Consider the following 23,788-nt stretch of genomic DNA (forward strand, 5'->3'; position numbering starts at 1 on the left):
CATCCGCCGCCGCGGTCGGCCACACACTCGGACCACTGCCTCGGAACGCCGCCTCAGACGGCGCGTCGGCGCTGGTGGCGCAGCCGGCAGCGGCAGACCGCGGCGAGGGTGGCCAGCGCCACGGCCGGCAGCCACCGGGCGTCGGTGCTGCGCACCAGGACGTTCCCCAGGAAGGGCAGAGCCAGGAACATGCCCCACCGGATGCCGAGTTGAAGGTCCGCCCGGACGTTGACCTGGAAGTCAAGCAGGCGGCTGGTTTCAACCAGGGCCCCACGAGGGATGTTAGCTTCGTAGCGCTTCAGCTGGGATTCCTTCGGATTCCCCTGGAGTGCTGGGTCAGGAGGCATAGCGCCCTCCTCGATCGAGGTGGATGACGAATGAGTGGCCCTGGTTCTGGTTGCCGCCCTTGCCAGGGCCATCTCGTGTCCCGGGACGGTACATCGTCACAGAACCGATCCACCAACGCTACCGTCGGTTAAATGCACGATTCCGGTTGCCGGACGTTTCCAGTTGCGAATCCACCCCATCTTCACAACATGCGTTCGGATACCCCGCATCAGATGCCCCTACTGACCATCTGTCAGCATGCCTGTCCAAGGCTGATGTTGGCCGCGACCCGCGATCTGCGAACCACTCCCCGGAAAGCGTGGGCCATGGGAGGAAACGGGGACCGTTCGCCGGAGCCCGAATCTAGAGTGGGCGGATGGAGACGGACACCTGGCTGCCCACCGACCCCGGCGTGTTGCGCCTGCCCTCCGGGCGCCTGATAAGAGGCCGGGGTCTGCGCCGGCCGGTGCCGCCCGGCCCGACGCCGGTGTACGCCGTGTATCTGCTCGGCAGGCAACCGCCCGAGGTTCCCTGGGAGGCCCGGTGGCTGCACTGGCCGGACTTCCGGCTGCCCAGCGATCACGAAAGAGCCGAAACCATCCTCCGTGACGCATGGGACCGCGCCGCCGCCGAACGCGTCGAGATCGCCTGCGGCGGCGGCCGGGGCCGCACCGGCACGGCACTGGCCTGCCTTGCCGTACTGGACGGCGTACCGGCCGACGAGGCAGTGGCCTTCGTACGCCGGAAGTACGACCGGCATGCGGTGGAAACGCCCTGGCAGAAGCGCTACGTCCGACGCTTCGCCGGCTGACAGTTGGCCGCGGCTCGGGGGCGTGACCGCGGCTCGGGGGCGTGACCGCGGCTCGGGGGCGTGACCGCGGCTCGACAGCACCGCGTCCGGTCAGGACACGGAACCCTCACCCGTCCCGATCGATCTCGATCACCGCCCCCAACGCTCCCCGCAGCGCCCCCACGCACATGTCCCGCAACTCGTCGCGGGTGAACGCCTGATGCGTCAGCCACTCGACGCACAGGGTCCGGACGAACACCAGCCAGCTCATCACCGCCGCCGACACCGTCTCCCGGACGCTGCCGGCGAGCCCCGCGGCGTCGAGCATCCGTCCGCGCAGCACCGCCAGCTCGTCGGCGATCAGGGCCTGGATCACCTGGTCGCCGGCCAGCGCCCGGTTGGCGGCCAGTACGGTGTTCCGGTTGGCGGCGAAGTAGTCGATATGGGCGTCGAGGGCGGCGGGCAGCTGCGCGAAGACCGGGACGGCCGGATCGAATTCGGACTTCGCCAGCAGCCGGTCGGCCGCCTGCTGATAGACGCCGGCGAACAAGTCGCGCTTGCCGGGGAAGTAGCGGTACAGCAAGGCCCGGGAGACGCCGGCCCGCTCGGCGACCTCCTCCATCAGGACATCGTCGTACGGCTTCGCCGCGAACAGCTGCGCTCCCACGTCCAGCAGCTGATCGCGGCGCTCGGCGGGGGGCAGTCGGCGGCGCACACTCACCCTCTCAGGGTAGTTGACACCTGTCTACCAACGTCCGTACCGTCCCGTTACGGCTTACTAGACAGACGTCCACTAACAGGAGAGGGGACGATCGGGTCATGGGAAAGGCCAGAGCTCTCAAGGGGCTTGCGCTGCTCATGGGTTTCGCTTGCGTGGCGATCGGCGTCTACCACCTCGTTCTCGGCATCAGCTCGGTCCCCGGCGAGGGCGCGACCGGGGCAACCGTCGACAGCCGGGAACGCTTCTACAACGCGATCTTCCTCGGCTTCGGCCTCGCCTGGATCTGGACGGCCCGCCGGTCACCGATCCCCTCGGCGGCGGTGCGCGGGCTGACCGGCGTCTTCCTCCTCGGCGGCATCGGCCGGGTCCTGTCCGTACTCGCCCACGGCTGGCCGCACTGGTTCCAGATCCCCCTGGCAGCCCTCGAACTCGCCCTTCCCCCGCTGTACTTCTGGCTCGCGACGGCGGATGAGAAGGCGATGAAGGCGATGGCTGAGGGGGAAGTGGCGGCTGAGCGCGGCCCGTAGGCGGCCGAGGTCTGTCAGGGTGGGCGCCGGGAATTCAGGGCGGCGTCCGCGCCCCCGGCGTCTCGGCGGCGCCCCCTTCGCGTACGGCTTGCAGTACGGCCCGGTGGAGGAATCGCACACCCCCCGACGGGATGGGGACGGGGCTGCCTTCGAGGTCGTACCACTCGTCCGCGCCGGTGTACTGGATGCTGACGCGGGCCGTGCCGTCGCCCTGGTCGGTGGTGGTGACGGTCAGGTCGCCGGTGATCACGCCGACCTGGACCGTCATTGCCCCACCGGGGCCGGCCGTGACCCCGTCACTGATCGCGTCACGGTCGTGGGAGTTCACTGCGCGCAGGTGTCCAGCATCTGGTTCAGCTTGGCCTTCTCCGGTGCGGTGACGTTCAGTCTGTAGACGTGTTTGACGGCGGTCCAGGCTCGGGCGTAAGTGCACCAGTACTCATGACGTGACGGGGCCCACTGGTCCGGGGACTGGTCACCCTTTTGTCGGTTGGACCTGGCGGATACCGCGATCAGTTGGGAATGGATCAGGTCGTTGGCGAACGCCCTGCGCTCGGGCGTCTCCCATTTGTCGGCGCCGGAGCGCCATGCGTTCGCCAGGGGCACGATGTGGTCGATATCGAGTTGGCGGGCCTCTGTGAAGCTTTCGCCGTCGTACTCGCTGTACCACTTCCCGGAAATCGCCCGGCACTTCTCGTCCTGCTTCACGTCCTTGCCGTCGCGGGCGAGCACGACTTCCCGGGTGTCGCATTCGCCGTACTGCTTGATCCAGTGCGGGAATTTCGACCGGCTGTAGCCCTCCATGGTGTGCGGCGACGCTACGTGCAGTCCGGCCAGCTCGGTACGGACGACGCCGACGGGAGGCGGCTCCGGCGGTACCAGCGCCTTCGCGGAGAAGGTGCCGGCGCCGGGTGCGATGTCGGGATGCGGTGCGGGCGCAGGGTCTGCTATCGCGGCGGATGATGTCGCCGGGGCAACAACGAGAGCCAGCAGGGCTGTTATGACGGTGGCACGGCGCCACCAGGAGTTTGCGAACACATCGAGAGCATGACCAAGGGAAACGATTCGCCATCCCTGGATTCACTCCATGGTGCGTCTTTCCGCTTGGCGCGCATAAATCGTTGAGCGGCGCGCGACAGCCGGTATCAGCTTCCGCTGAATACTGTTTGCTGTTCTCGGCCATGCGCCGCCGGTAGCCCACACGGGCCCCGGCCGGGCCGCCGGCTGCGGCGCTGTCCGGATGCCGTCCGGGCTCTCCCCCAGCGCGAGATCTCCGCCGTACGGGCGAGAACGGCGCGATCACCCCGTCGAGGGCGGCGTCGACCACCGCGAGCCCGACGTGCTCACGGGCCGCCGCCCGGCGCGGCACCTCCCCGGTCGGGACGGCGACGGCGGGCTCGACGGCAGCGGCCGGCAGCGGCTCGCGCTCATCGGGGACGGAGTGGGCCTTCGCGCTGCCTCCCTTGGGGAAGAACACCCGGTCGCGTCACGGCACTTGACCGGAAGGGGGAAGGGAAAAGATGGGGAAGGGGAAGGGGAAGGGGAAGGGGAAGGGGAAGGAGAGGGAGAAGGAGCGGGGCGGGGTGGCCGGGCGCTGCGCCGGGGGTTTCCGGTGGCGTTACGGGGAGGAGGGCCCGAGGCGGCCCGCGAGGCTTCGGGGGGTGGTGGCTTCGCCCGCCTGGCGACCGTTCACGTGTCGGTCGCCCAAGGTCTTCAAGGATTTTCCCGAGCATGATTTCCTGGCCGGGACAGGCGGACCCTGCGGGCGCGGAGGCACCTGGTGTCGGGATTGGGCGGGTTTCCCTCTCGGGGGGTGTGGCGGCAGCCGGCGCTGCGGTGGGTGGATGTCGTGGTGGCGGGGGCGCTGGTGGCCCTGTTGTACGGGCTGCTGCGACTGGCGCCTTCGCTGAATGCGCCGTTTCTGCCGAGCACGGCGCCGAGCAGCGTGTCGACGGATCCGTCGAATCTGCCGTATTACGCGGTGCGGTCGCTGGTGCGGATGTTCGCCGCGCTGGTGGCTTCGGTGGTGTTCACCTTTCTGTACGCCACGGCTGCGGCGCGGTTGCGCCGGGCCGAGAAGGTGCTGCTGCCCCTGCTGGACATCTTGCAGTCGGTGCCGGTGCTCGGGTTCCTGTCGGTGACGGTCACCGCGTTCATCAATCTCTTTCCGGGCTCCGAACTGGGGCTGGAGTGCGCCTCGGTCTTCGCGATCTTCACCGCGATGGCGTGGAACATGACGTTCGCCTTCTACTACTCGCTCATCTCGCAGCCGCGGGAGCTGGACGAGGCGGCGCGGGTGCTGCGGCTGACCAAGTGGCAGCGGTTCTGGCGGCTGGACGTCCCCAGTGGAGTGATCCCGCTGGTGTGGAACGGGATGATGAGCTTCGGGGGCGCCTGGTTCTTCCTGGCCGCCTCCGAGTCGATCTCGGTGCTCAACCACCAGTACGCGCTGCCCGGAATGGGGTCGTACGCGGCGGCGGCGATCGCACAGGGCGACCTGGGCAAGGTGGGTATCGCCGTCGCGGTGATGGTGGTGCTGGTGATCGGGGTGAACGCGCTGTTCTGGCGGCCGATCACGGCATGGTCGGAACGCTTCAGGGTGGAGGAGGCCGAGGCCGCGGAGCGCCCGCGCAGTGCGGTGCTGGACATGCTGCGCCGGTCGTCCGTACCGGGTCTGCTCGGCCGGCCGTTGAAGGGGCTGTGGCCCGCACTCGATCGGATCACCCGGCCGTTCGGGCTTGCCGAGCACCCCATCGGCGTCTCCCCGGTGCGGGAGCGTACGGGGGACGTGTTCTTCGCCGGGGTGGTCAGCGTCATGGTCGTCTACGGGGCGTGGAAGGCGTTCGCGTACGTGGACTCCACGGTGGGGCTGGGCGAGTTCGGCCACGCCCTGGCACTGGGGGCGGCCACCTTCGGGCGGGTGGTGGCCCTCACCGTCGCCGCGACACTGGTGTGGGTGCCGGTCGGGGTGTGGATCGGGATGAACCCGAAGGTGACCCGGTTCGCCCAGCCGGTCGTGCAGGTGCTGGCCAGCTTCCCGGCGAACTTCCTCTTCCCGTTCGCCACCGCCGCGTTCGTCGCGCTGGGGATCTCCCTGGACGCCGGAGCCATTCTGCTGATGGCACTGGGCGCACAGTGGTACATCCTCTTCAACGTCATCGCGGGCGCCTCCGCGATCCCCTCCGACCTGCGGGAGGCGATGACGACGTTCCGGGTGGGCGGGCGGCTGCGCTGGCGCCGCTTCATCCTCCCGGCGATCTTCCCGTCGTACGTCACCGGCGGGATCACCGCGGCCGGCGGGGCCTGGAACGCCTCGATCGTGGCCGAGGTCGTCTCGTACGGGAACCACCACCTGACCGCGACCGGCCTCGGCGCGTACATCACCCAGGCCACCGCCACCGGGGACTTCCCGAAGATCCTGGTGGGCATCAGCGTGATGAGCCTGTACGTGGTCGCGGCGAACCGGCTGTTCTGGCGCCGGATGTACCGGCTCGCCGAGACCCGTTACGCCCTCTGACGAGCCGGACGCCCCCTGATGCCCGATGCTTCCCCATCCCTCCCGAGGCAGGATCCCTTCCGTGACCAGTAGCGAAGTCCGCTCCGCCGCCCCGCGTCCGACCGGGGACGTCATCATCCGGGCCGAGGCGGTGACCAAGACGTTCACCACCCCCGACGGCCGGGCCCTGCCGGTGCTGGACGGGATCAGCTTCGACCTGGCCGAGGGCGAGATCGTCGCGCTGCTGGGCAAGTCGGGGTCGGGCAAGTCCACCCTGCTGCGCTGTGCCGCCGGACTGATCGCGCCCTCCACCGGCAGCGTCGCCTACCGGGGTACGCCGCTGACCGGCGCCAACCCGGGTGTGGCGATGGTCTTCCAGTCGTTCGCGCTGCTCCCCTGGCTGACGGTGCAGCAGAACGTCGAACTCGGCCTGGAGGCACGCGGTATCGGCGAGGAGGAGCGGCGCCGACGGGCGCTGAAGGCGATCGACCTGATCGGTCTGGACGGGTTCGAGAGCGCCTACCCCAAGGAGCTGTCCGGCGGGATGCGGCAGCGGGTCGGCTTCGCCCGCGGCATCGTCGTCGAGCCGGACGCGCTGCTGATGGACGAGCCGTTCTCCGCGCTGGACGTGCTGACCGCCGAGAACCTGCGTACCGAACTCGTCGGCCTGTGGGAGGGGCACGAGGCACCGGTCAAGTCCATCCTCATCGTCACCCACAACATCGAGGAGGCGGTGCTGCTGGCCGACCGGATCCTGGTGCTCTCCGCCAACCCCGGCCGCATCCAGGCCGAGCTCACCGTCGGCCTCCCCCGGCCCCGCGACCGCCAGCACCCCCGCTTCGCCGCGCTGGTCGACACGGTCTACGACATCCTCACCGGCCGCGAGGAGGCCGCCGCCGCGGCGGTCGGGGCGGAGCCCGCCGCCGCGCCGGCCGGCGGTGCGGCACACCGCCCGGCGCCGGCAACCCCGATCAGCGCCCCGCTGCCGGACGTCAGCGTCGGCGGGCTGGCGGGCCTGCTGGAAATCCTGGTCGCCCGCGGCGGGGAGGACGGCCTGGCGGAGATCGCCGACGAGCTCAACTTCGAGGTCGACGACCTCCTCCCGCTGGTCGACGCCGCCGTGCTGCTCGGCCTCGCCCGGACCGACGGCCCGCGGATCGTCGTCACCGACGCGGGCCGGGAGCTGGTCGCCGCCGACATCCTCACCAGCAAGCAGCTCTTCGCCCGCCACGCCGCCGCCCATGCCCCGCTGGTCCGCGCCGTCGTGCAGGCCCTGGCCGCCACCGAGGACCACACCCTGCGCGAGGACTTCTTCCTGGACCTGCTGCGCCGCGGCTTCTCCGCCGAGGAGGCGCGCAACCAGTTGGAGACCGCGGTGGACTGGGGCCGTTATGCCGAGCTGTACGACTACAACCGGGACGACGGCGAACTCACCCTGGAGCCGGGGGCGCAGGCGGCCCTGTGACGTCGGGCGCGGACGGCCCCGGCCCTGGGCTCGTCTTCCGCGGCTACGGCTGCCGGGCAGCCGCCACGATGCGGTGCGCGGCGTCCCACGGCAGCCCGACGTAGCGGGTCAGCCATGCGGCGTCGCGCCCCTGCTGGGCGAGTACGTAGGAAAGGTGGACCCAGACGTCGTACGACGGCGGGGTGTCGGCCGCGAGGGCGGCGGGCGTCGGCGATTCGAGCAGATAGGTGCGTTCGATCCCGTCGTCCAGGACGAGGCGCAGGGCGTTGAGTGCAGGGCTGGTCATGACGTACCTCCCGGGGGCCGGCTCAGGAAACGGACGCGACGGATGCGGCGGGCCCGATGGGCCCGACGGGCGCCAGGGGCCCGGCGATATCGGCCGGCTCGATGGTCTCCAGGAATTCCAGGCGGTTGCCCACCGGGTCCTGGGTGTAGAAGCGACGCTGGCCGAGCCGGCTGACACACCAGACGACCGGGGCGCCGTGCCGTTCCAAGTGGGCGGCGAGCGCGTCGAGTTCGGTCACCCGTACCGCGGGGTGCGCCCTGCGGGGCGGGCGGAATCCGGTCTCGATGTCCACCCGGATCTGCACCTGGCCGCCGTCGGCCGCGAACCAGCAGCCGCCGTGCCGGGCGAGCCCGGACGGTTTGGGGACCTCCGTCATCTGCAACGCGGTGAGGTAGAAGGCGCGCAGGACGTCTTCGGAGCCGGCCGGGGCGGCCAGCTGGACGTGGTCGAGTGCGACGAGCATGGCGAACGGACCTCCGTTCCCTGTCCCTTGGTCGGAGGGACAGCCCCCTTGGTCAGAGGGGAGTCGAGGGCCCGCGACAGCGTGGCTATCGCGCGGCGGAAGAGAGCGAGGACAAGCGGGGAAGGGGCCGGTGTCGGCCCGGACTACTGCAACTGGAATCCATGTCTCTCGCCTCCTTCCGGCTCGGGACGCATACGGTGCGCGTCGGTGACGACCCGGCTCGGCGAAGGGCACGCAGCCGATCCGTCCGCACCGGCCGGCCTGCCCGACTCGTCGGCGTTCCAGGGGCGTCTGCACAGGGAACTCTGCAAACCTCGAAGAGTGTAGGCCCCGGTTCGGCAGGCGGCGCAACTGCTTGGCGGTTTCTTAACTGGCCGGCAATGTGTGTACGGGTTCGGCGAGGTACGGGGCCGGCAAGGACCCGTCGCAGCGAAACGAGTGCGGTCCTCCTCCCCGCGGGGAGGAGGACCGCACTCGCAGTCTTGTCGGGCCGGCTCAGCTCACCCGGCCTTGTGGACCACCATCGCGGAGCCTCCCCCGCGCCGGACGGGTTCGGCGACCGCCTCGATCGTGCCCTTGGGCCGGAACTCCAGCGCAGCCGCCGCACCGATCTCCGGCGACGGGGTGAAGGCCGGCGGTGCCAGCACGAACTTCTGGCCCAGGGCCTCCAGCGCGGCGCGGTCGGGCGACTTGAGGAAGGCGGGTTCGGCTTCGGTCGTGGTCCGGTTGCGCTGGGAGATACGCGGGGCGGCCACCGCCTGCGGCAGGGTCATGCCCAGGTCGATCCGGTTGACCAGGGTCTGGAGCACGGTGGTGATGATGGTCGCGCCACCGGGCGAGCCGACGGCGACGTACGGCTTGCCGTCCTTCAGCACGATCGTCGGCGACATGCTGCTGCGGGGCCGCTTGCCGCCGTCCGGGAGGTTCGGGTCGGGCACACCGGCCGAGATCGGCGCGAAGTCGAAGTCGGTGAGCTCGTTGTTGAGCAGGAACCCGCGTCCCGGCACGGTGATCGCCGAGCCGCCGGTCTGCTCGATGGTGAGGGTGTACGAGACCACGTTGCCCCAGCGGTCGGCGGTGACCAGGTGGGTCGTCGACGGCCCTTCGTAGGCTTCCGGGCTGCCGGTGCCGGCGACGCAGCGCGAGCCCGGCTTGCCCGGGTCCGCGGGGGCCAGCGGGCTGGTGAGCGCCGCTTTCGGACTGATCAGGCAGGCCCGGTCCTTGGCGAACTTCTTGGCGAGCAGCCCCTGGGTCGGCACCCGCGAGAAGGCGGGGTCGCCCACCCAGCGGTTACGGTCGGCGAAGGCGATCCGGCTGGCCTCCAGGTAGTGGTGCAGCGCCTGGACCCGGTCGGCCGGGGAGAGGCGGAAGTTCTCCAGGATGTTCAGGGCCTCGCCCACCGTGGTGCCGCCCGAGGAGGAGGGCGCCATACTGTAGACGTCCAGCCCGCGGTAGGTGGTCCTGGTGGGTGCCTGCGCCAGGGCGTGATAGTTCGCCAGGTCCTTCGGCTCCATCAGACCGGCGCGCACCGCGGGCGCCCCGGCGGCCATCGGCGGTTTCGCGACGGTCTTGACCACGTCCCGTCCGATGTCGCCGTGGTAGATGGCGCCGACTCCCTTGCGGGCGAGCTCCCGATACGTACGGGCCAGGTCCGGGTTGCGGAAGCGCGACCCCACCACCGGCAGCTTGCCGCCCGGCAGGAACAGGTCGCGGGTGGAGCTGAACTGCCGGAACCGGGCCTCGTTCATCTCGGTCTGGGCCCGGAACTGGTCGTTGACGACGAAGCCGTCGCGGGCGATGGCCGTCGCCGGCTTGAGGGCCTTGGCCAGCGAGATGGTCCCCCCGTCGCGCAGCGCCCGCTGCCAGAGGGCAGGCGTGCCCGGAACGCCCACCGACAGCCCGGAGTTGACCGCCGTGTTGAACTCGATGGGCTTGCCCGTGGACGGATCGATGAAGGAATCCGGCCGCATGCGGGCGGGCGCGGTCTCGCGGCCGTCGATGGTGCGGATCTGATGGGTGCGGGCGTTGTACGCGACCATGTAGCCGCCGCCCCCGACACCCGCCGAGTACGGCTCGACCACACCGAGCGCGGCTGCGGTGGCGACCGCCGCGTCCACGGCGTTGCCACCGTGTTTGAGCACGTCTATACCGACCTGGGTGGCGTACGGATTCACGCTGGAGACCGCACCGCCGTTCCCGACGGCGACGGCCTGCTTGGCGGGAGGCCGCTGCCCGGACCCGGCCGACGGCTGCGAGGGGGCCGAGCCAAGGGCGGTGGAGGGCACGAGGAAGGGGACGGTGACCACAGTCGCCGCGGCGGCGGCAGCGACAACGACACGACGGATAGCCATAAACGCTCCGTAGACCTCGGGTGCTGAGGGGGGTACCGAAACCCTGGCAGCGAGTGACTGCACCAGCAATGAATGGCGAAGAGAATTGCGCTAAACCTGAGGTTCCCGGCCAGTAGGTGGCCGAACTCCTCGCTTGCGCCGCCCCGGCCGGGACGCCCCTGCCACGATGGCAGGAAGCCCCCCTTGCCGAGGCCTGCCGCTTGCCCGGCCGTCCCCTACGGCACTAGCTTCGCGGTGCACCGGCGCCTCGATGATCCGGGGACCCGCGCGCGGCGACATCGACGGACCACCACGGGAGCGCGCCATCGTGAAGATCTTCGTCTCCTCCGACATGGAAGGCACCACGGGAGTCGTCGATTGGTCCCAGTGCCGGGCCGAGGAGTCGCCGACGGAATACGCGTACTACCGCGGTCTGTTGCAGCACGAGGTCAATGCGGCGATCGACGGGGCGCGGGCCGGCGGCGCGACCGCGTTCCTGGTCAACGACTCGCACGGAAAGATGGCCAATCTGCGCCCGGACGCCCTTGCGGGACGGGCCCGTTATCTGTCCGGCCGGCACAAGCCCCTCTACATGATGCAGGGCCTGGACGCGTCGTTCGACGGCGTCTTCTTCGTCTCGTACCACGGCTCGATGGCGGGCTCGCCGGCCGCGCTCTCGCACACCTACAACCCCCGGGCGATCAGCGAGGTGCTCCTCAACGGCATCACCGCCGGGGAGAGCGCGATCAACGCCTTGGTGGCGCTGGGCCACCGGGTACCGGTCGCGCTGATCACGGGTGATGACACCACGGCCGCCGAGATCGCACCGTTCTGCCCGGACATCCGCAGCGTCGTCGTCAAATCGTCCGTCTCCCGGTTCGCCGCGGACAGCCTGCATCCCGAGGACGCCCGCGAGTTGATCCGCAAGGCCGCCCGGGAGGCCATCCGTACGCTGCCGGAGACCGGCCTGCCGCGGATCGGGCTGCCGGCCACGCTGACCGTGCGGTTCCGCAATCCGGACCTGGCCGACATGGCCACCTGGATCACCGGTGTCGTCCCCGTCGACGCCGTGACGGTCCAGCTCACGGACGAGGACCCGATCCGCCTCTACCGGCGGTTCGTTACGCTCGTCCTCCTCACCCGGGGCATCGCGGAGTGAGGCCGGCGTCTGCCGGCGCGCAGTCATCGCAGGGCTGTTGACACGCCGCCGCCCCTCCGCTGAGGTAGGCGCTGCATGCCGTCAGCGGAGGAGATCCCGTGCACATACCGCGATTCCCGGAGCCCGGTGCGATCGGCTCGGTGACCATCCGGACCACACCCGAGGCGGCGTACCGCGTCATCAGCGACCCGCCCGTCATGATCCGGTTCGCCGAGGAAGCACACCGGGCCCGGTGGTTGCGGGGCGCCGGGACCGCGGCGGTGGGCGCCCGCTTCCGCGGCTACAACCGCAACGGTGTCCGCCGCTGGGTCACCACCTGCCGGGTCACGGACGCCGACCCTGGCCGGCGCTTCGCCTACGAGGTGGCGGCGTCGCCGTTCCGCATCCCCATCTCCCGCTGGCAGTACGACATCGAGCCGACCGCCGACGGCTGCGCCGTCACCGAGACGAACTGGCTGCGGGTTCCGCTGTGGTTCGTCCCCCTCGCCATCGCGATCACCGGCGTCTCGGACCGCATCGGGACCAACGGCGCCCACATCACCACCACCCTGGAACGGCTCAAGACGCACCTGGAGCGGTAGCGGAGGGAGGTCGGCGGGGTCGCCGGAATCAGGCGAACAGCGCCGGGTCGAGGGCGTCGGCGAGGGCTCGGACACCGGCGCCTCCTGGATGGACGCCGTCGCCCGAGTCGTAGACCGCGGCGAGCCGGGCCGGGTCGTCCGCGCACTGCACACCGTCACCGGGGACGCCGGCCTCCTCCGCACCGCACTGGCCGCGGAGTTGGCCTCCGGCGGCTACGGCACGCGCGAGGCGATCCACACATCCGGTGAACTGGGCCCGGAAGCCGCCGCGTTGCGGCCGGCGCCGCGCGCCGCGCTCAGCGACCCGGGCTCCCTCCGCGCGCTGCCGCAGCTCGACGACGACAGCGAGATCCCCCTCGCCCTGTGGCGCATCACCGGCGCCTCCGCCGCCGCGGTGCGGATTCTCGACGGCGTCTTCGCCGGGTCGGACGGCCCCTGGTTCCACTGGACCGGGGTCCGCTCGGCCCGCGCGGCGGCACTTCCCGGCCCCGCCGCAGGCCCCCTGCGACCGCGCCTGGAGCACCTCGTCGCCGCCTCTCTGTGCACTCCCCCGCCCCGGTTCTCGCGCTACTCGCCCTCGCGCCCGAAGCGGCTCCCGCCGACGCCCTCGACCGCCCGGCCCTCGCCGGACTCGTGCCGGCTTCCGCCGAGGAGGACGCCGACCCCGGCACCGCCCTCGAAGCGCTGTCGGCGCTCGGCCGGGAGGCGCTGACCGGGGACCGCATACACCGGCTGACAGCCCTCGCCGAGCGCGATCGGCGCGTGGTGTGCGCCGGCCTGGAAGGGGAGATCATCCGCGCCGACGAACGGCTCCGGGAGAAGGCTCGTACGGTCCTGGCAGCCCTCACCACCGGTGGCGGCACACCGTAACGGCGTCACCCGCCCCCGCGCAGCCGCAGCGACGCCCCAGGCACGGCAGCGGCCCCCCGGCCCCTCCCCGGGCCCGCACAAGCGCCGGCAGGGCGGCCGTACGACCGCCCTGCCGTGCTCCACTGCGGCATGACCGCGGTAACGCGATCACGCCCCGGCCGCGGTCACGACGGCGTCCGTGGCGAAGCCGAGGATCAGGCCGACGAAGATGCAGCTGGTGGTGAGGTTCTTGAGACCGGTCTTGCGGGCCACGGCGAGCAGTTCGATCACGACGTAGAGGATCGAGCCGGCGGCCAGGCCGAGGAAGGCGATCGACAGGGTGTCATTGACCAGGTGCTGGCCGACGACGGTGCCGATGAACGTGGGGCCTCCGCCGATCAGGCCGAGCAGGAGCAGGGTGGTCCAGGAGGGACGCTCACCCTCCGCCGCGAGCGGAGCGACGATACCGAAGCCCTCGGTGGCGTTGTGCAGACCGAACCCGATGATGAGCAGGACGGCGAGGGAGAGTTCGCCCTGCGCGGCGGAGTTGCCGATCGCCAGCCCCTCGGCGAAGTTGTGCAGCCCGATACCGGTGGCGATCATCAGCGCGAGCGAACCGGCCTGGCTGCGCTGCCGCGGCGCCAGCTCGGTGGCCGTCGCGGCGCCGGGCCCGGCGGGACGCGCAGCGGCCTGCCGCCGCCGGGCGATCCAGCCGTCGTAGTACACGAGCCCCACCAGCCCGATCGCCAGCCCCGCAACCAGCACGAGCCCCCCGGACGCGACCGGCCCCCAGTGGTGCTTGCTCAGCCCCTCGTCGATGGGCTCCCAGGCATGGGTCAGCACATCCCACACCAGGAAGATCAGAATGCCGATGGCCACGGCGTTCAGCCCGGCCTTGAGCCGTGGCGTCGGCGTGCGCAACCGGCCTATCGGCAGACCGAGGTAGATGGTGAAACCGGCGATGGCGCCGAGCAGGGCGATGTTCGTGCTGGACATGACGGGGCTCCAGTCAGCATGTGCGGGGACGACCACAGACAGTAAGCCAGGCAAGGCTCACCTAACAGCCCCACGAGTCGGTTTTTGGAAACCTTGGCCAAATCATGAGCCGCAGCTGCGCGTGTCGAAGATCGACAGACAGTCCGGCCCGCGGAGACCAGGACGGGAAATTCCCACCCCGGACCTCTGATCAAGCTTGACCAGCGGCCCCGCAGGCCTTACCTTCACCGTCTAGTCAAATTTGATGAGTGCTTGAGCGCTGAGCATTCACAGATCGACGAACGAAGGAGCCCCAGTGACCGTTCTGCCCGACACCGGGTACGTCCCCGGCGATGAAGACCGCGCGAGCCTGGACCGCTGGTTCGCGGAGTACGACGCGCAGAGCGCGCAACGGAACACCGAGCGGATGGCCGACATGGCGGTGTTCCCCCTCAACCTCGTGAGCGACGACTCGGCCGGCAACGGTCGCACGGCGCAGTGGAACCGGGAGCAGTTCGTTGCGACGATGACGCAGGTGATGGGCGAAGGCGGCGCGGACATCACCTTCCGGTCCTCACGGACGCCGGTCTTCCTCTCGCCGTCCCTTGCGGTGGTGTTCAGCGATTCGGCCATGACGGTGGAGGGCCGGACCCGGCAGCTGCGCTATGCCGACATCCTGGTCAGGCGGGACGGCACCTGGGCGTTCCAGACCATGATCCAGAGCGGCTGGGGCGACAACCTCTAGTACGCAGGGCCGTACGACTCCCCCACCGGAGCCGCTATCCGCCCGACGCGAGGGCGTCCAAGTGCCGCCGGAACACCTGGCGTTGCCGCGCCGGCGGCATGCCGTCCGGGAGGAGTGCCGCTCGCAGGGTGAGGCCGTCGAGCAGGGCCGCCAGGCGCTGGGCCTCCAGGTCCGCATCCAGATCGGCCGGCAGTCCGCCCATGCGCCGGGCCTCGGACAGCACGCGGACGACGAGGGGGTGCATGTCCTGCTGCATCTCGGCTGCACAGGGCCGCAGTTCGGCGCGAGTGCGGGTCGCGGCGGCGAAGGCGATCCAGAGGACCGCCTCTTCGCGGCGAACGTCGTCGAGGGGGAGGAACTCGGCCAGCAGTTCCTCGGTGGCCGCCGGTCGATGTCGGCGTCGGGGGCGAGGAGCCGCTCGGCGTGGGCGTGGATGCGCTCGCCGATGCGCCGGCTCAGCTCCCGCATGGCGAGGGTCATCAACTCGTCGTGCTCCGCGAAGTAGTGGCGGACCGGGCCGATGGCGAGGCCGCCTCTTCGGTGACGTTGCGGAGCGAGGCGTGCCCGGTGCGAGCTTCCTCGGGGAGTCGCTGGTGGTGGGGCGGCGCGAGATGCTCTCCGGCATTCCGTTCACGCCGGCAGTACGCGGACGCTGACTGGCCATCATGGAGGTGGAGGGCGACAGGCGTTCTGCGTGGGGCCGCCGCGCCGGAAACGCGCCATCCGTCGAAAACCCGGGTGCGGAGGGGTGGACACGACTGCGAGGATGCCCGGCTCGTCAGGGGGAGGACGGGGGCCGGGATGGGAGGGGCGTTCGGGGTGCAAGCTTCGGGGGCGGCGGTGCGGTCGACGGGGTGTCTGATTGTTTCGGGGATGCCGGGGGCCGGGAAGTCGACGGTTTCGCCGCTGGTGGCCGCGCATCATGAGCGGGCGGCCCATATCAGCGGGGATGCGCTGTCGTACATGGTCGTCCAGGGGCGGGTCGGGTTTCTGGGGCGGCCCGCCGAGGAATCCCGGCGTCAATTGCGGTTGTGCGCACGCAATATGTGCACGCTGGCCGACAACTTCGCGGAGAACGGGATCTTTCCGGTCATCGAATACACCATCGCCGACCGCGAGTTGCTGGACCTGATGGTGGAAATGCTCCGACCGCGGCCCGTCATGTTCGTGGTGCTGGCGCCTCCGGTGGAGGTGTGCCGGGAGCGCAATGCCATGCGGGCGGTCGAGGAGCGGGTCGACTATGACGTGGCGCCGTTCTACCGGGCGATGGAGGAGGAGTTGGCCGGCGTGGGGTGGTGGTTGGACAGTGCGGGGCTCACGGCCGAGGAGACGGCTGCCGCGATCACGGCCGGGGCTCATGACAAGGCGGTCGTCTGACGTGAGGGGCGGGGTAGTCGCGCCGCGTCCCCGGTCGTGAGGCTCCGCGCTCAGGAACCAGCGGCAGCGCAAGGCGCTCTCCGGCACCGGCCCGCACTCGGGAACGGCCGCTCCCCTCGTCGCGGCGGGAGCGGCCGTTTTCGGGGCGGCCACACGCCGGCGCATCAAGGGTTGCCGGGGTTGCCGGCGCCGTCTGCCGGTGCCCCGGAGTCGTCGAGTCGGCCGACGGTGATGTCGGGGAACGTGCAGGGGGCGAGGGGCTGGTTGGCCTGGACCAGCCATGCCTGGCCGGTGTCTCCCGTCTCCAGGATGGTTTCGATGGCCTAGGCCACCCGGTCGGGGTGGGCGACGGCCAGTCCGAGGGCGGCGACGGCGTCGCGGTGGGACACCACGAGGCGGGTGTCGACGAAGCCGGGACACACCGCATTGACGGTGATGTTGTCGGGGTGCGTGTGGAGGGCGAGGGAGCGGGTCAGGCCGATCAGGGCGTGTTTGGCCGCCGAGTAGTACATGTCCGGTGAGGGCGCCAGGCCGGCCAGACTGGAGGTGATGACGATGGCTCCGCCGCCCTGGGCTCTGAGATGCGGGAGCGCCGCGTTGGCCCCGTAGACGACGCCGTCGAGGTTGACGCTCATGGCCTGGCGGTAGCGCTCGGGGTCGAAGTCGTCGCCGAGTGAAATGCCGCCGGGGACACCGGCGTTGAGACAGACCACGTCCAGGCCGCCGAACCGCTCCACGGCGGCGGCGACGGCGTCGCGGTTGTCGTCCGGGCGTGCGACGTCGGTGCGGAGGAACAGACTTCCGGTGGCCCCGGCCAGCTCGGCGCCCCGGTCCCCATCGGTGTCGGCGATCACCACATGGTCGCCGGCTTCCGCGAAGCGCCGGACGACGGCCGCTCCGATGCCCTGCGCGCCACCGGTGACGAGTACGACACGCGGACGCGCGATCGGCTCAGCCATGGGCGCGCACCTGGGCAAGGGCACCGCTGCGTCGGCCGTACACCGTCACGAGGGCCTGCGCCAGGCAGAGCATGGCGACCAGTACCACCACGCCCAGCGAGGGCACGCTGTCGACCGGGAGCGTATAGGCCATCACCACACGGGCGATGGCGTCGAGGAGGAACGCGCTGCCCCACGCCATGCTCGCCACGGTCATCCAGCGGTGCACGACGGGGCTGCGGTGCCACAGGCTCTCCAGGCGCCGCGCCGTGCCGGGCGGGGTGACCTTGAGGGCGACGTCCAGGAGGAAGGGGCGGGCCAGCGCCAGGGAGCCGAGGATCCACAGCCCCAGCGCCGCGGTGATCCAGCTCTCCCGCGCCAGCAGCATCCGGGGGTCACCGGTGACCATGGCGACCAGTACCGACAGCACCATGGCGGCGAGCACGAACAGCGCGGTGGGATCGGCGCGCCGCTGTCGGGCCCAGGTCAGCACGAGGCTGGCGAGCGGCGCGATGCCCGCGAGGACCAGCGACAGCCACTGGCCGGCGCCGGCGGCCCGGCTGCCGTAGAAGACCCCGAGGGGAACGACCACATCGAGCGCCAGCGCCGCCCATGCGCGCCCGCCCGGTGCTCCCCCGCCGCCGGTTCGTGGCGGCTCCGATGCCTCGGTGGCCCTGCGGCCGGCGTACGGATCGCGTGTTCCGTCCATCCCTGACTCCCCGTTGTGTGGTTCGGTGTTCTCGATGAGCGCGCTCATGCCCGCTCATCGTTCGCGGTGGCGCGGCCGAACAGCTGCACCAGATCGCGGGCGTAGCCGTCCAGGTCGAGCTCGGGCAGCGCGCTGAGCTGCGGGCCGATGGCGTCGATGGCCGCGCGGATCGTCATCGCCATCGTGCGCGGGGTGAACTCCCCGAACTGGCCCTGCTCCTGGCCCCGCCGCAGGATGTCCTGGAGCGGCGCGAGGCTGTCGCCGTAGACCGACGCGTCGAGCGGCAGGAGCCGGGAGCGGCCGTCCTCGTCGGTGAAGTTCATCGCGATCGACACCAGCGCCCTGACCCGGTCGCGGTGACTGCCGATGTACTCCACGTTGGCCTCGATATAGGCCCGCAATTCGTCGGCGGGCGTGGGTTGTCGGCGCGAGCGCTCGGCCATGAACTCCGCTCCCTGCCGCGTGACCACGGCGAGGACCTCATGGATCAGCGCGTCGCGCGTGGCGAAGTGGTAGAAGATCGCCTGCTTGGTGATCCCCGCCCGTCGCGCGATCTCGGCCAGCGACGCCCGGTGCAACCCCAGCTCCGCTATGGCCTCGATCGCGCACTCCACCAACTGCGCACGCCGCGCCTCCTCGATGAAGGTCCGCTCCTGCTTACCGCTCGCTCTATTTTTTGACCGCACGGTAAAAACGTAGCACGTGTCGAGCGGGGAGGGTGGCGAAATCGGCGTCTACGCGGTGCCGTTGGCGGGATGCGCGGTGCTCGGGACGGCGTCAGCCGGCTGCCGGTTCACCGTCCGGCGCGGGCGGCAGGGCCAGGCAGAGGGCGTCGAGTGCCCCGTTGAAGGCGTGTTCGGGAGGGGTGCCGTAGCCGAGCACCAGGCCGTCGTGGGCGGGCATCGGGCTGTCGGGGTGGCGGTAGGGGGCGAGGCCGTTGAGGGCGAGGCCGAGGCGGCGGGCGGCACGGAGGGCCTGCTGTTCGGTGCCGGGCGGGAGGGCCAGGACGGCGTGCAGGCCGGCGGCGATGCCGGTCACCGTGATGTGCGGGGCCTGTTCGGCGAGGGTGGCGAGGAGTTGGTCGCGGCGCCGGCGGTAGATCTGCCGGGTGCGGCGGAGATGGCGGTCGTAGCCGCCACTGGCGAGGAAGTCGGCGAAGGTGAGCTGTTCCAGGGAGCCGCACCACAGTTCACGGGAGCCCTTGGCGGCCAGGAGGGCATCGACGAGGTGGTCGGGCACGGCCATCCAGCCGATGCGGAGGGCCGGCGAGAGGCTCTTGCTGAGGGAGCCGAGGTAGACGACGCGGTCCGGGTCGAGGCCCTGGAGGGCGCCGACCGGTTCGCGGTCGTAGCGGAACTCGCCGTCGTAGTCGTCCTCCAGCACCAGGCCGCCGGCGGTGCGGGCCCAGTCGATGACGGCGGCCCGGCGCTCGGCGTGCAGCGGGCCGCCGGTGGGGAACTGGTGGGCGGGGGTGAGGAGTACGGCCTCGGCGGCGGTGCCGTGCAGTGCGCCGATGTCGGCGCCGTGGGCGTCGACCGGGAGGGGGACGAGGTCGCGGCCGGCGGCGGTGAGCAGGGAGCGGTGGAAGTCGAGGCCGTACGACTCGACGGCCACCGTGCCGCGCAGGACGGTGCCGAGCAGGGTCAGGGCGTGGGCGACGCCGGTGCAGATGATGATGCGGTGCGGTGCGGTCCGTACGCCGCGGGCGCGGGCGAGGTATTCGGTGAGCTGGGTGCGCAGTTCGATACGTCCGCGTGGATCGCCCACGCCGAAGGCGTCGTTGGGGGCTGCGGCCAGCGCGCGACGGGCGGACGTCTGCCAGGCCGCCCGCGGGAACTCGGCGGCGTCCGGGGAGGTGGGGGTCAGGTCGTAGGCGGGGCGGCGGGGTGGCGGGGCGGAGCGGTGGGTGCGCTCCTGCGGGAGGGGGGTGCCGCGCCGGGCGACCCGGGTGCCGGAACCCTGACGTGCCGTCAGCCATCCCTCGGCGACGAGTTCACCGTACGCGGAACCGACGGTGTTCGGGGCGACACCGAGGTCCTTGGCCAGGCCGCGGTACGGAGGGAGCCGGGTACCGGGGGTCAGCCGGCCGGTGCCGATGGCTTCGCGCAGGGCGCGCATGAGTTGTGCGCGCTTGGGGCCGGGGCCGGTGAGTTCCAGATAGAGGTCGGCGCCTGGGGCCGAGGTGGCGGCGGTCTCCTTGGCCTCCGCTCCCGACGCCACCGGCGCCCCTTCGGACCCGTCTCCCACGTCGCGCACCGCTCCCCCGCCCCCTGCCGATTGCCGATTGCCGGTCTCCGATTGGCAGTTGGCAGTTGTTGATCGCTGATCGCTGATCGCCGATCGCTGATTGCCCCAACTGTTCGCCGGGGAAATGCACCATACCCTGGGGCTAATCCGCGCCTAGCGTTCTTGGTATGACAGCCCAGGAGATTGACCAGCCCGTCCGGATCCCGCAGCGGATGAACTTCACCAGCGTCGCACCGAAGGTCTTCAAGGCCGTCCTCGCCCTGGACGCCGCGGCCCGTGAGGGGCTCGACCCGGTCCTGCTGGAACTCGTGCAGATCCGCGCCTCACAGATCAACGGCTGCGCCTACTGCCTCGACTACCACACCGGTGACGCCCGAAAGGCGGGCGAGACCGAGGACCGGATCCACCAGCTCGGCGCCTGGGAGGAGTCCAGCCTCTACACGGCGAAGGAACGCGCCGCGCTGGCGCTGACCGAGGCGGTCACCCGGCTCCCCGAGGGCGTTTCGGATGCCGTGTACGACGAGGCGGCCCGCCACTTCGAGGAGGCGGAGCTGGCGCACCTGATCGCGCTGATCTTCACCGTGAACACCTGGAACCGGATGAACGTCACGACCCGGAAGACTCCTGGTACGCACTAGCCCGCCCCGTTTCCGCTCTCCCTCCGGGCGGTGGCCGACCTCGCCGTTCCGTATGGCCGGCCGCCGCCCGTGGCGTGCCCCGCTCCCGGTTGAAGACCCCAAAAGCCGCGGCCGGCCACCTCCGCGCCATCGTCCGCAGTCTCCACCTCAAGTACTGGCCGGACCTCAGCGAGTCGGAGATCGGCGCGACCACGGGCATCTCACCGGGGGCCGTGAAGCCGCACCCCGCGCGCGGCTCCGCCGGTACCCACGTCCTCTACGACGACAACCGCACCGGGACCGGAATTGCGTTCCCGCCCGCGTCCTCCCGAGCGGTACTCACCGGACACCTCCCGCACAATGGCCCGATGGCAACCGTCCTGGCGTTCCACGCCCACCCCGACGACGAAGTGCTGATGACCGGCGGCACGCTCGCCCGTGCCGCCGCCGAAGGCCACCGGGTGGTGATCGCGGTCGCCACCGACCACATGGACGCCGGCGCGCACACCGAGTCGCCCCGGCTGGCCGAACTCCGGGCGAGCGCCGCCGTCCTCGGCGTGCATCGGGTCGTCCACCTGGGATACGCGGCCAGCGGCCACGGCCCGGTGCTCTACCCGGACCCGCCGGGCCGGACGCGCTTCGCCCGGGCCGACACGCAGGAGGCCGCCGAACGCCTCGCCGCCCTGCTGCGCGAGGAGGACGCCGACCTGCTCCTCAGCTACGACGCCAACGGCGGCTACGGCCACCGCGACCACGTCAAGGTGCACCAGGTGGGCCGGCGCGCGGCCGAACTGGCCGGTACGCCACGCCTGTTGGAGGCCACCATGCCGCGCGAGACCATCGCCCGCGCGATGCGGCTGGTCCGCGCCCTGCGGATCCCGTTCCGCTACGACCCCGACGCCCTGCGCACCGCCTACAGCCCGCGATCCGCCATCACCCACACCCTCGGCGTCCGGCGCTTCGCGCGGCAGAAGCAGGCGGCACTGGCCGCACACCGCTCCCAGGTCGCCGGAACCGGCCGGCTGGCGCCGGTGATGAGGACACTGGTCCGCCTCCCCGCCCCGCTCTTCGGGCTGCTCCTCGGCCGGGAATGGTTCGCGGAGGTGCCCGTGCGGCCGGCGCACCGGCCGCACCCGGCCGGGCTGCGGTCAGAATGACGGCATGACACCGAGCACCGCCGCAGCGCTCCGCCGGCTCGATCTGGGCTACTTCATCCGTCCCGCCGAGGAGACCGGCGGCCCGCAACCGCGCGTCGAACCCGCGCTGGCCTACCTGGTGGCGCACGAGCGTGGTCTGCTCCTCTTCGACACCGGCATCGGCGCCGTCGACCCGGAGACCGAAGCGCACTACCGCCCCCGACGCCGTTCCCTCCAGGCCGCGTTGGCAGCCGCCGGAGTCGGCCTCGCGGACATCTCGGTCGTCGTCAACTGCCATCTGCACTTCGACCACTGCGGAGGCAATCCCCTGCTGCCCGGCACGCCGATCGTGGTGCAGGACGTGGAGCTGGCCACCGCCCGCAACGGCGGCTACACCATCGACGAACTCGTCGACTTCCCCGGCGCCGCCTACGAACGCCTCACCGGCGAAGCCGAGATCTGGCCGGGTGTCCGGATCATCCCCACGCCCGGCCACACCGAGGGACACCAGTCACTGGTCGTCGGCCGGCCCGACGGCACCGTGGTCCTGGCCGGCCAGGCACACGACTCCGCCTCCCACCACGCCTCCGACCACCTCGCCCGCCACGCGGCCCTCGACGGCGCGGCACACCCCCTCCCCCCGTACACGCCCTGGCTCGACCGCCTCGCCGCGTTCGACCCGCGGCGGGTGTACTTCGCCCACGACGCCTCGGTATGGGAACCGGCGACCGGCGACCCGCTGGGCCATGCGGAGCCCGGCAGGGGCAGCTGACACGCCTGCTGCGCCGGCGGTTTCCGCACGCCGCTCACCCGACCACCCGACCCGCTCACCGATCCGGCGGAGGAAGTCCGCCACCGCACCGATGACCCCTGCCGGATCGTCATCGTGGATCCACTGCCCGGCGTCCGGGAAGGTGACCAGGTGCGTATCGGCCCGGCGGCCGACCATTTCGCGGGCCAGGCCGGCCCGCAGCATGGTGCTGTGCCCCCCGTGGAGCACCAGCGCGGGGCAGGTCGAGCCGAGCCAGTCGGCCCACCGTTCCCCCGTGCGGTCGCTCAGACCGTGACCGCGCTGGTCCGGCGCGATGACCCGGGCGTGCGCCACGAGCCCCTGCGCCACCTCCGCGAAGATCGCTCCCCTGCCGAAGGTGCCGTGCAGCAGCAACAGCGGTGTTCCACTGCCGCCGTAGTCGACATACGAGAGCGCGGGGTGGTCACGGTGCGAGGCGAGCCGACACTGCTGCACGGCGTTCACCCTATTGCGGCAGTGCACCGCCGGGCGCCGACTCCCACCCCTTGCTTTTGGCCCTTCGTCCGCGGCGTCAACTCCCGCCTCCGCCAAGGGCCGGAGGCGCTAGTCGACGTCGCGCGGCCGTGCCCCGCGGGGCACGGCGAGGTCGGTGAGCAGAGCCGTGCGCGGACCGGCCGCCGCCCAGCTGCCGCGCTGTGCGAGGACCGCGATCGCGCTGGTCGGGAACTTCTCCCGGGCGCGGTCGAGGGCGTCGCCCAGGGCCTGGGCGGCACACAGCAGCACCACGTCCTGGACGGCCGGGTTGTGGCCGACCAGCAGCAACGTCCCGACGTCGTCGGGGGTTTCGCGTACGACGGCGACGACATCGTCGGGTTCCGCGGCGTAGAGGCGGGGGTCGTGGCGGACCGGCGGCGGGGCCGGGAGCTGCGCGGCGGCGAGTTCCCACGTCTGGCGGGCACGGGCGGCGGTGGAGCAGACCACCAGGTCCGGTACGCAGTCGGCGTCGCGCAGCCAGCGTCCCGCGGCCGGCGCGTCACGGCGGCCCCGCGCGGCCAGCGGGCGGTCGTGGTCGGCGACGTCCGGCGGCCAGGCGGACTTGGCGTGGCGGAGGACGACCAGTCGGCGCGGTCCTTGCATGGGGGTGGCCTTCCTGTCTCGGTGAGCGGCGACCGTCTCGGAGCGAGTCTCGCATCCCGCTGTGCCGTCCCCGCGGCGGCGGACGGCGCGATTCGGCGCCGGGCGCCGCCCGCCCCGCGTCGCTGCCGGGAGCGCCGCCGCGCGGCCGAACCGAGCCGGTCG

At 71.4% G+C, this 23,788-nt stretch carries 27 protein-coding genes and 1 pseudogene; 12 read left to right on the top strand and 16 right to left on the bottom strand.

What is annotated here, in order from left to right; translation table 11 throughout:
- Positions 1-53: 53 nt before the first annotated feature.
- The gene (locus IEZ17_RS13225) at positions 54-347 is read right to left on the bottom strand and encodes a hypothetical protein (protein ID WP_189299735.1); all 294 of its coding nucleotides are present in this window, start codon (positions 345-347) and stop codon (positions 54-56) included.
- Between the two features lie 356 nt (positions 348-703).
- Here IEZ17_RS13225 and IEZ17_RS13230 point away from each other — a divergent pair, with 356 nt between their 5' ends.
- Entirely contained in the window at positions 704-1,138 is a 435-nt protein-coding gene (locus tag IEZ17_RS13230; protein WP_189299737.1) for a protein-tyrosine phosphatase family protein, read from the top strand.
- Between the two features lie 106 nt (positions 1,139-1,244).
- Here the strand turns inward: IEZ17_RS13230 and IEZ17_RS13235 are convergent, their stop codons facing one another.
- On the bottom strand, positions 1,245-1,838 hold the full coding sequence (locus tag IEZ17_RS13235; RefSeq protein ID WP_189299739.1) for a TetR/AcrR family transcriptional regulator: 594 nt from the start codon (positions 1,836-1,838) through the stop codon (positions 1,245-1,247).
- A gap of 98 nt (positions 1,839-1,936) precedes the next feature.
- On the opposite strand from IEZ17_RS13235, the gene IEZ17_RS13240 reads away from it, so the two are divergent.
- The gene (locus tag IEZ17_RS13240) at positions 1,937-2,365 is read left to right on the top strand and encodes a DUF4345 domain-containing protein (RefSeq protein ID WP_189299741.1); all 429 of its coding nucleotides are present in this window, start codon (positions 1,937-1,939) and stop codon (positions 2,363-2,365) included.
- A 34-nt stretch (positions 2,366-2,399) separates the two neighbouring features.
- On the opposite strand, the gene IEZ17_RS13245 is transcribed toward IEZ17_RS13240, so the two are convergent.
- Together IEZ17_RS13245 and IEZ17_RS13250 are read right to left on the bottom strand one after the other, a co-directional pair.
- On the bottom strand, positions 2,400-2,633 hold the full coding sequence (locus IEZ17_RS13245; protein WP_229852220.1) for a hypothetical protein: 234 nt from the start codon (positions 2,631-2,633) through the stop codon (positions 2,400-2,402).
- Between the two features lie 56 nt (positions 2,634-2,689).
- The gene (locus tag IEZ17_RS13250) at positions 2,690-3,403 is read right to left on the bottom strand and encodes an HNH endonuclease family protein (protein WP_229852221.1); all 714 of its coding nucleotides are present in this window, start codon (positions 3,401-3,403) and stop codon (positions 2,690-2,692) included.
- A gap of 775 nt (positions 3,404-4,178) precedes the next feature.
- On the opposite strand from IEZ17_RS13250, the gene IEZ17_RS13255 reads away from it, so the two are divergent.
- Positions 4,179-5,882 (top strand): ABC transporter permease, encoded by a 1,704-nt coding sequence (locus IEZ17_RS13255; protein ID WP_229852222.1) that lies wholly within the window; start codon positions 4,179-4,181, stop codon positions 5,880-5,882.
- Between the two features lie 61 nt (positions 5,883-5,943).
- The gene (locus tag IEZ17_RS13260; protein ID WP_229852223.1) at positions 5,944-7,326 is read left to right on the top strand and encodes an ABC transporter ATP-binding protein; all 1,383 of its coding nucleotides are present in this window, start codon (positions 5,944-5,946) and stop codon (positions 7,324-7,326) included.
- A gap of 43 nt (positions 7,327-7,369) precedes the next feature.
- On the opposite strand, the gene IEZ17_RS13265 is transcribed toward IEZ17_RS13260, so the two are convergent.
- The 3 genes from IEZ17_RS13265 to ggt all read right to left on the bottom strand — a co-directional run bounded on the left by IEZ17_RS13265 (position 7,370) and on the right by ggt (position 10,426).
- A complete protein-coding gene (locus IEZ17_RS13265) occupies positions 7,370-7,612 on the bottom strand; it encodes a hypothetical protein (protein WP_189299749.1) in 243 nt (80 codons plus the stop codon).
- Positions 7,613-7,634: 22 nt separating this feature from the next.
- Positions 7,635-8,075 carry a VOC family protein gene (locus IEZ17_RS13270; protein WP_189299751.1) on the bottom strand — a complete coding sequence of 147 codons (441 nt, stop codon included), beginning with the start codon at positions 8,073-8,075 and terminating at the stop codon, positions 7,635-7,637.
- A gap of 500 nt (positions 8,076-8,575) precedes the next feature.
- Complete coding sequence (ggt, locus tag IEZ17_RS13275) at positions 8,576-10,426, bottom strand: gamma-glutamyltransferase (RefSeq protein ID WP_189299753.1); 1,851 nt, start codon at positions 10,424-10,426, stop codon at positions 8,576-8,578.
- A 250-nt stretch (positions 10,427-10,676) separates the two neighbouring features.
- On the opposite strand from ggt, the gene IEZ17_RS13280 reads away from it, so the two are divergent.
- Together IEZ17_RS13280 and IEZ17_RS13285 are read left to right on the top strand one after the other, a co-directional pair.
- A complete protein-coding gene (locus tag IEZ17_RS13280; RefSeq protein ID WP_189299755.1) occupies positions 10,677-11,564 on the top strand; it encodes a M55 family metallopeptidase in 888 nt (295 codons plus the stop codon).
- A 98-nt stretch (positions 11,565-11,662) separates the two neighbouring features.
- Positions 11,663-12,145, top strand: a complete 483-nt coding sequence (locus IEZ17_RS13285) for an SRPBCC family protein (protein ID WP_229852224.1) — start codon at positions 11,663-11,665, stop codon at positions 12,143-12,145.
- A 28-nt stretch (positions 12,146-12,173) separates the two neighbouring features.
- On the opposite strand, the gene IEZ17_RS13290 is transcribed toward IEZ17_RS13285, so the two are convergent.
- The gene (locus IEZ17_RS13290; protein ID WP_189299757.1) at positions 12,174-12,590 is read right to left on the bottom strand and encodes a hypothetical protein; all 417 of its coding nucleotides are present in this window, start codon (positions 12,588-12,590) and stop codon (positions 12,174-12,176) included.
- 95 nt (positions 12,591-12,685) lie between these two features.
- On the opposite strand from IEZ17_RS13290, the gene IEZ17_RS13295 reads away from it, so the two are divergent.
- On the top strand, positions 12,686-13,015 hold the full coding sequence (locus IEZ17_RS13295) for a hypothetical protein (protein ID WP_189299759.1): 330 nt from the start codon (positions 12,686-12,688) through the stop codon (positions 13,013-13,015).
- Between the two features lie 147 nt (positions 13,016-13,162).
- On the opposite strand, the gene IEZ17_RS13300 is transcribed toward IEZ17_RS13295, so the two are convergent.
- Complete coding sequence (locus tag IEZ17_RS13300; protein WP_189299761.1) at positions 13,163-13,990, bottom strand: ZIP family metal transporter; 828 nt, start codon at positions 13,988-13,990, stop codon at positions 13,163-13,165.
- A gap of 295 nt (positions 13,991-14,285) precedes the next feature.
- Here IEZ17_RS13300 and IEZ17_RS13305 point away from each other — a divergent pair, with 295 nt between their 5' ends.
- Positions 14,286-14,714 carry a nuclear transport factor 2 family protein gene (locus tag IEZ17_RS13305; RefSeq protein ID WP_189299763.1) on the top strand — a complete coding sequence of 143 codons (429 nt, stop codon included), beginning with the start codon at positions 14,286-14,288 and terminating at the stop codon, positions 14,712-14,714.
- A 34-nt stretch (positions 14,715-14,748) separates the two neighbouring features.
- On the opposite strand, the gene IEZ17_RS44435 is transcribed toward IEZ17_RS13305, so the two are convergent.
- The gene (locus tag IEZ17_RS44435) at positions 14,749-15,084 is read right to left on the bottom strand and encodes a TetR family transcriptional regulator C-terminal domain-containing protein (RefSeq protein WP_373299815.1); all 336 of its coding nucleotides are present in this window, start codon (positions 15,082-15,084) and stop codon (positions 14,749-14,751) included.
- A 503-nt stretch (positions 15,085-15,587) separates the two neighbouring features.
- Between IEZ17_RS44435 and IEZ17_RS13315 the strand changes: the two genes are divergently transcribed.
- Positions 15,588-16,091, top strand: a complete 504-nt coding sequence (locus IEZ17_RS13315; protein ID WP_268249820.1) for an AAA family ATPase — start codon at positions 15,588-15,590, stop codon at positions 16,089-16,091.
- A gap of 323 nt (positions 16,092-16,414) precedes the next feature.
- On the opposite strand, the gene IEZ17_RS13320 is transcribed toward IEZ17_RS13315, so the two are convergent.
- The 4 genes from IEZ17_RS13320 to pdxR form a co-directional block, all read right to left on the bottom strand.
- Positions 16,415-17,050, bottom strand: coding sequence for an SDR family NAD(P)-dependent oxidoreductase (locus tag IEZ17_RS13320; protein ID WP_229852227.1), 636 nt, complete (start codon positions 17,048-17,050; stop codon positions 16,415-16,417).
- Positions 17,043-17,786 carry a VC0807 family protein gene (locus tag IEZ17_RS13325; RefSeq protein ID WP_189299767.1) on the bottom strand — a complete coding sequence of 248 codons (744 nt, stop codon included), beginning with the start codon at positions 17,784-17,786 and terminating at the stop codon, positions 17,043-17,045. Before IEZ17_RS13325 ends, IEZ17_RS13320 begins: the two co-directional genes overlap by 8 nt.
- The gene (locus IEZ17_RS13330; RefSeq protein ID WP_189299768.1) at positions 17,783-18,424 is read right to left on the bottom strand and encodes a TetR/AcrR family transcriptional regulator; all 642 of its coding nucleotides are present in this window, start codon (positions 18,422-18,424) and stop codon (positions 17,783-17,785) included. The genes IEZ17_RS13325 and IEZ17_RS13330 overlap by 4 nt, the downstream gene beginning before the upstream one ends.
- Positions 18,425-18,515: 91 nt before the next feature.
- Positions 18,516-19,958, bottom strand: coding sequence for a MocR-like pyridoxine biosynthesis transcription factor PdxR (gene pdxR, locus IEZ17_RS13335; RefSeq protein ID WP_229852228.1), 1,443 nt, complete (start codon positions 19,956-19,958; stop codon positions 18,516-18,518).
- A 239-nt stretch (positions 19,959-20,197) separates the two neighbouring features.
- Between pdxR and IEZ17_RS13340 the strand changes: the two genes are divergently transcribed.
- From IEZ17_RS13340 to IEZ17_RS13350, 3 genes are all read left to right on the top strand, one after another.
- Positions 20,198-20,623, top strand: a complete 426-nt coding sequence (locus IEZ17_RS13340) for a carboxymuconolactone decarboxylase family protein (protein WP_189300066.1) — start codon at positions 20,198-20,200, stop codon at positions 20,621-20,623.
- 89 nt (positions 20,624-20,712) lie between these two features.
- Complete coding sequence (locus IEZ17_RS13345) at positions 20,713-21,759, top strand: PIG-L deacetylase family protein (protein ID WP_229852230.1); 1,047 nt, start codon at positions 20,713-20,715, stop codon at positions 21,757-21,759.
- 4 nt (positions 21,760-21,763) lie between these two features.
- Positions 21,764-22,510 (top strand): MBL fold metallo-hydrolase, encoded by a 747-nt coding sequence (locus IEZ17_RS13350; protein ID WP_189299769.1) that lies wholly within the window; start codon positions 21,764-21,766, stop codon positions 22,508-22,510.
- A gap of 279 nt (positions 22,511-22,789) precedes the next feature.
- Here IEZ17_RS13350 and IEZ17_RS43820 read toward each other — a convergent pair.
- Both IEZ17_RS43820 and IEZ17_RS13360 read right to left on the bottom strand, forming a co-directional pair.
- Positions 22,790-23,011, bottom strand: a pseudogene (locus IEZ17_RS43820) (alpha/beta fold hydrolase); the annotation flags it as partial.
- 81 nt (positions 23,012-23,092) lie between these two features.
- A complete protein-coding gene (locus IEZ17_RS13360; RefSeq protein ID WP_189299770.1) occupies positions 23,093-23,626 on the bottom strand; it encodes a SixA phosphatase family protein in 534 nt (177 codons plus the stop codon).
- Between the last annotated feature and the right edge of the window lie 162 nt (positions 23,627-23,788).

The organism is Streptomyces albospinus (assembly GCF_014648695.1).
Classification (GTDB): domain Bacteria; phylum Actinomycetota; class Actinomycetes; order Streptomycetales; family Streptomycetaceae; genus Streptomyces; species Streptomyces albospinus.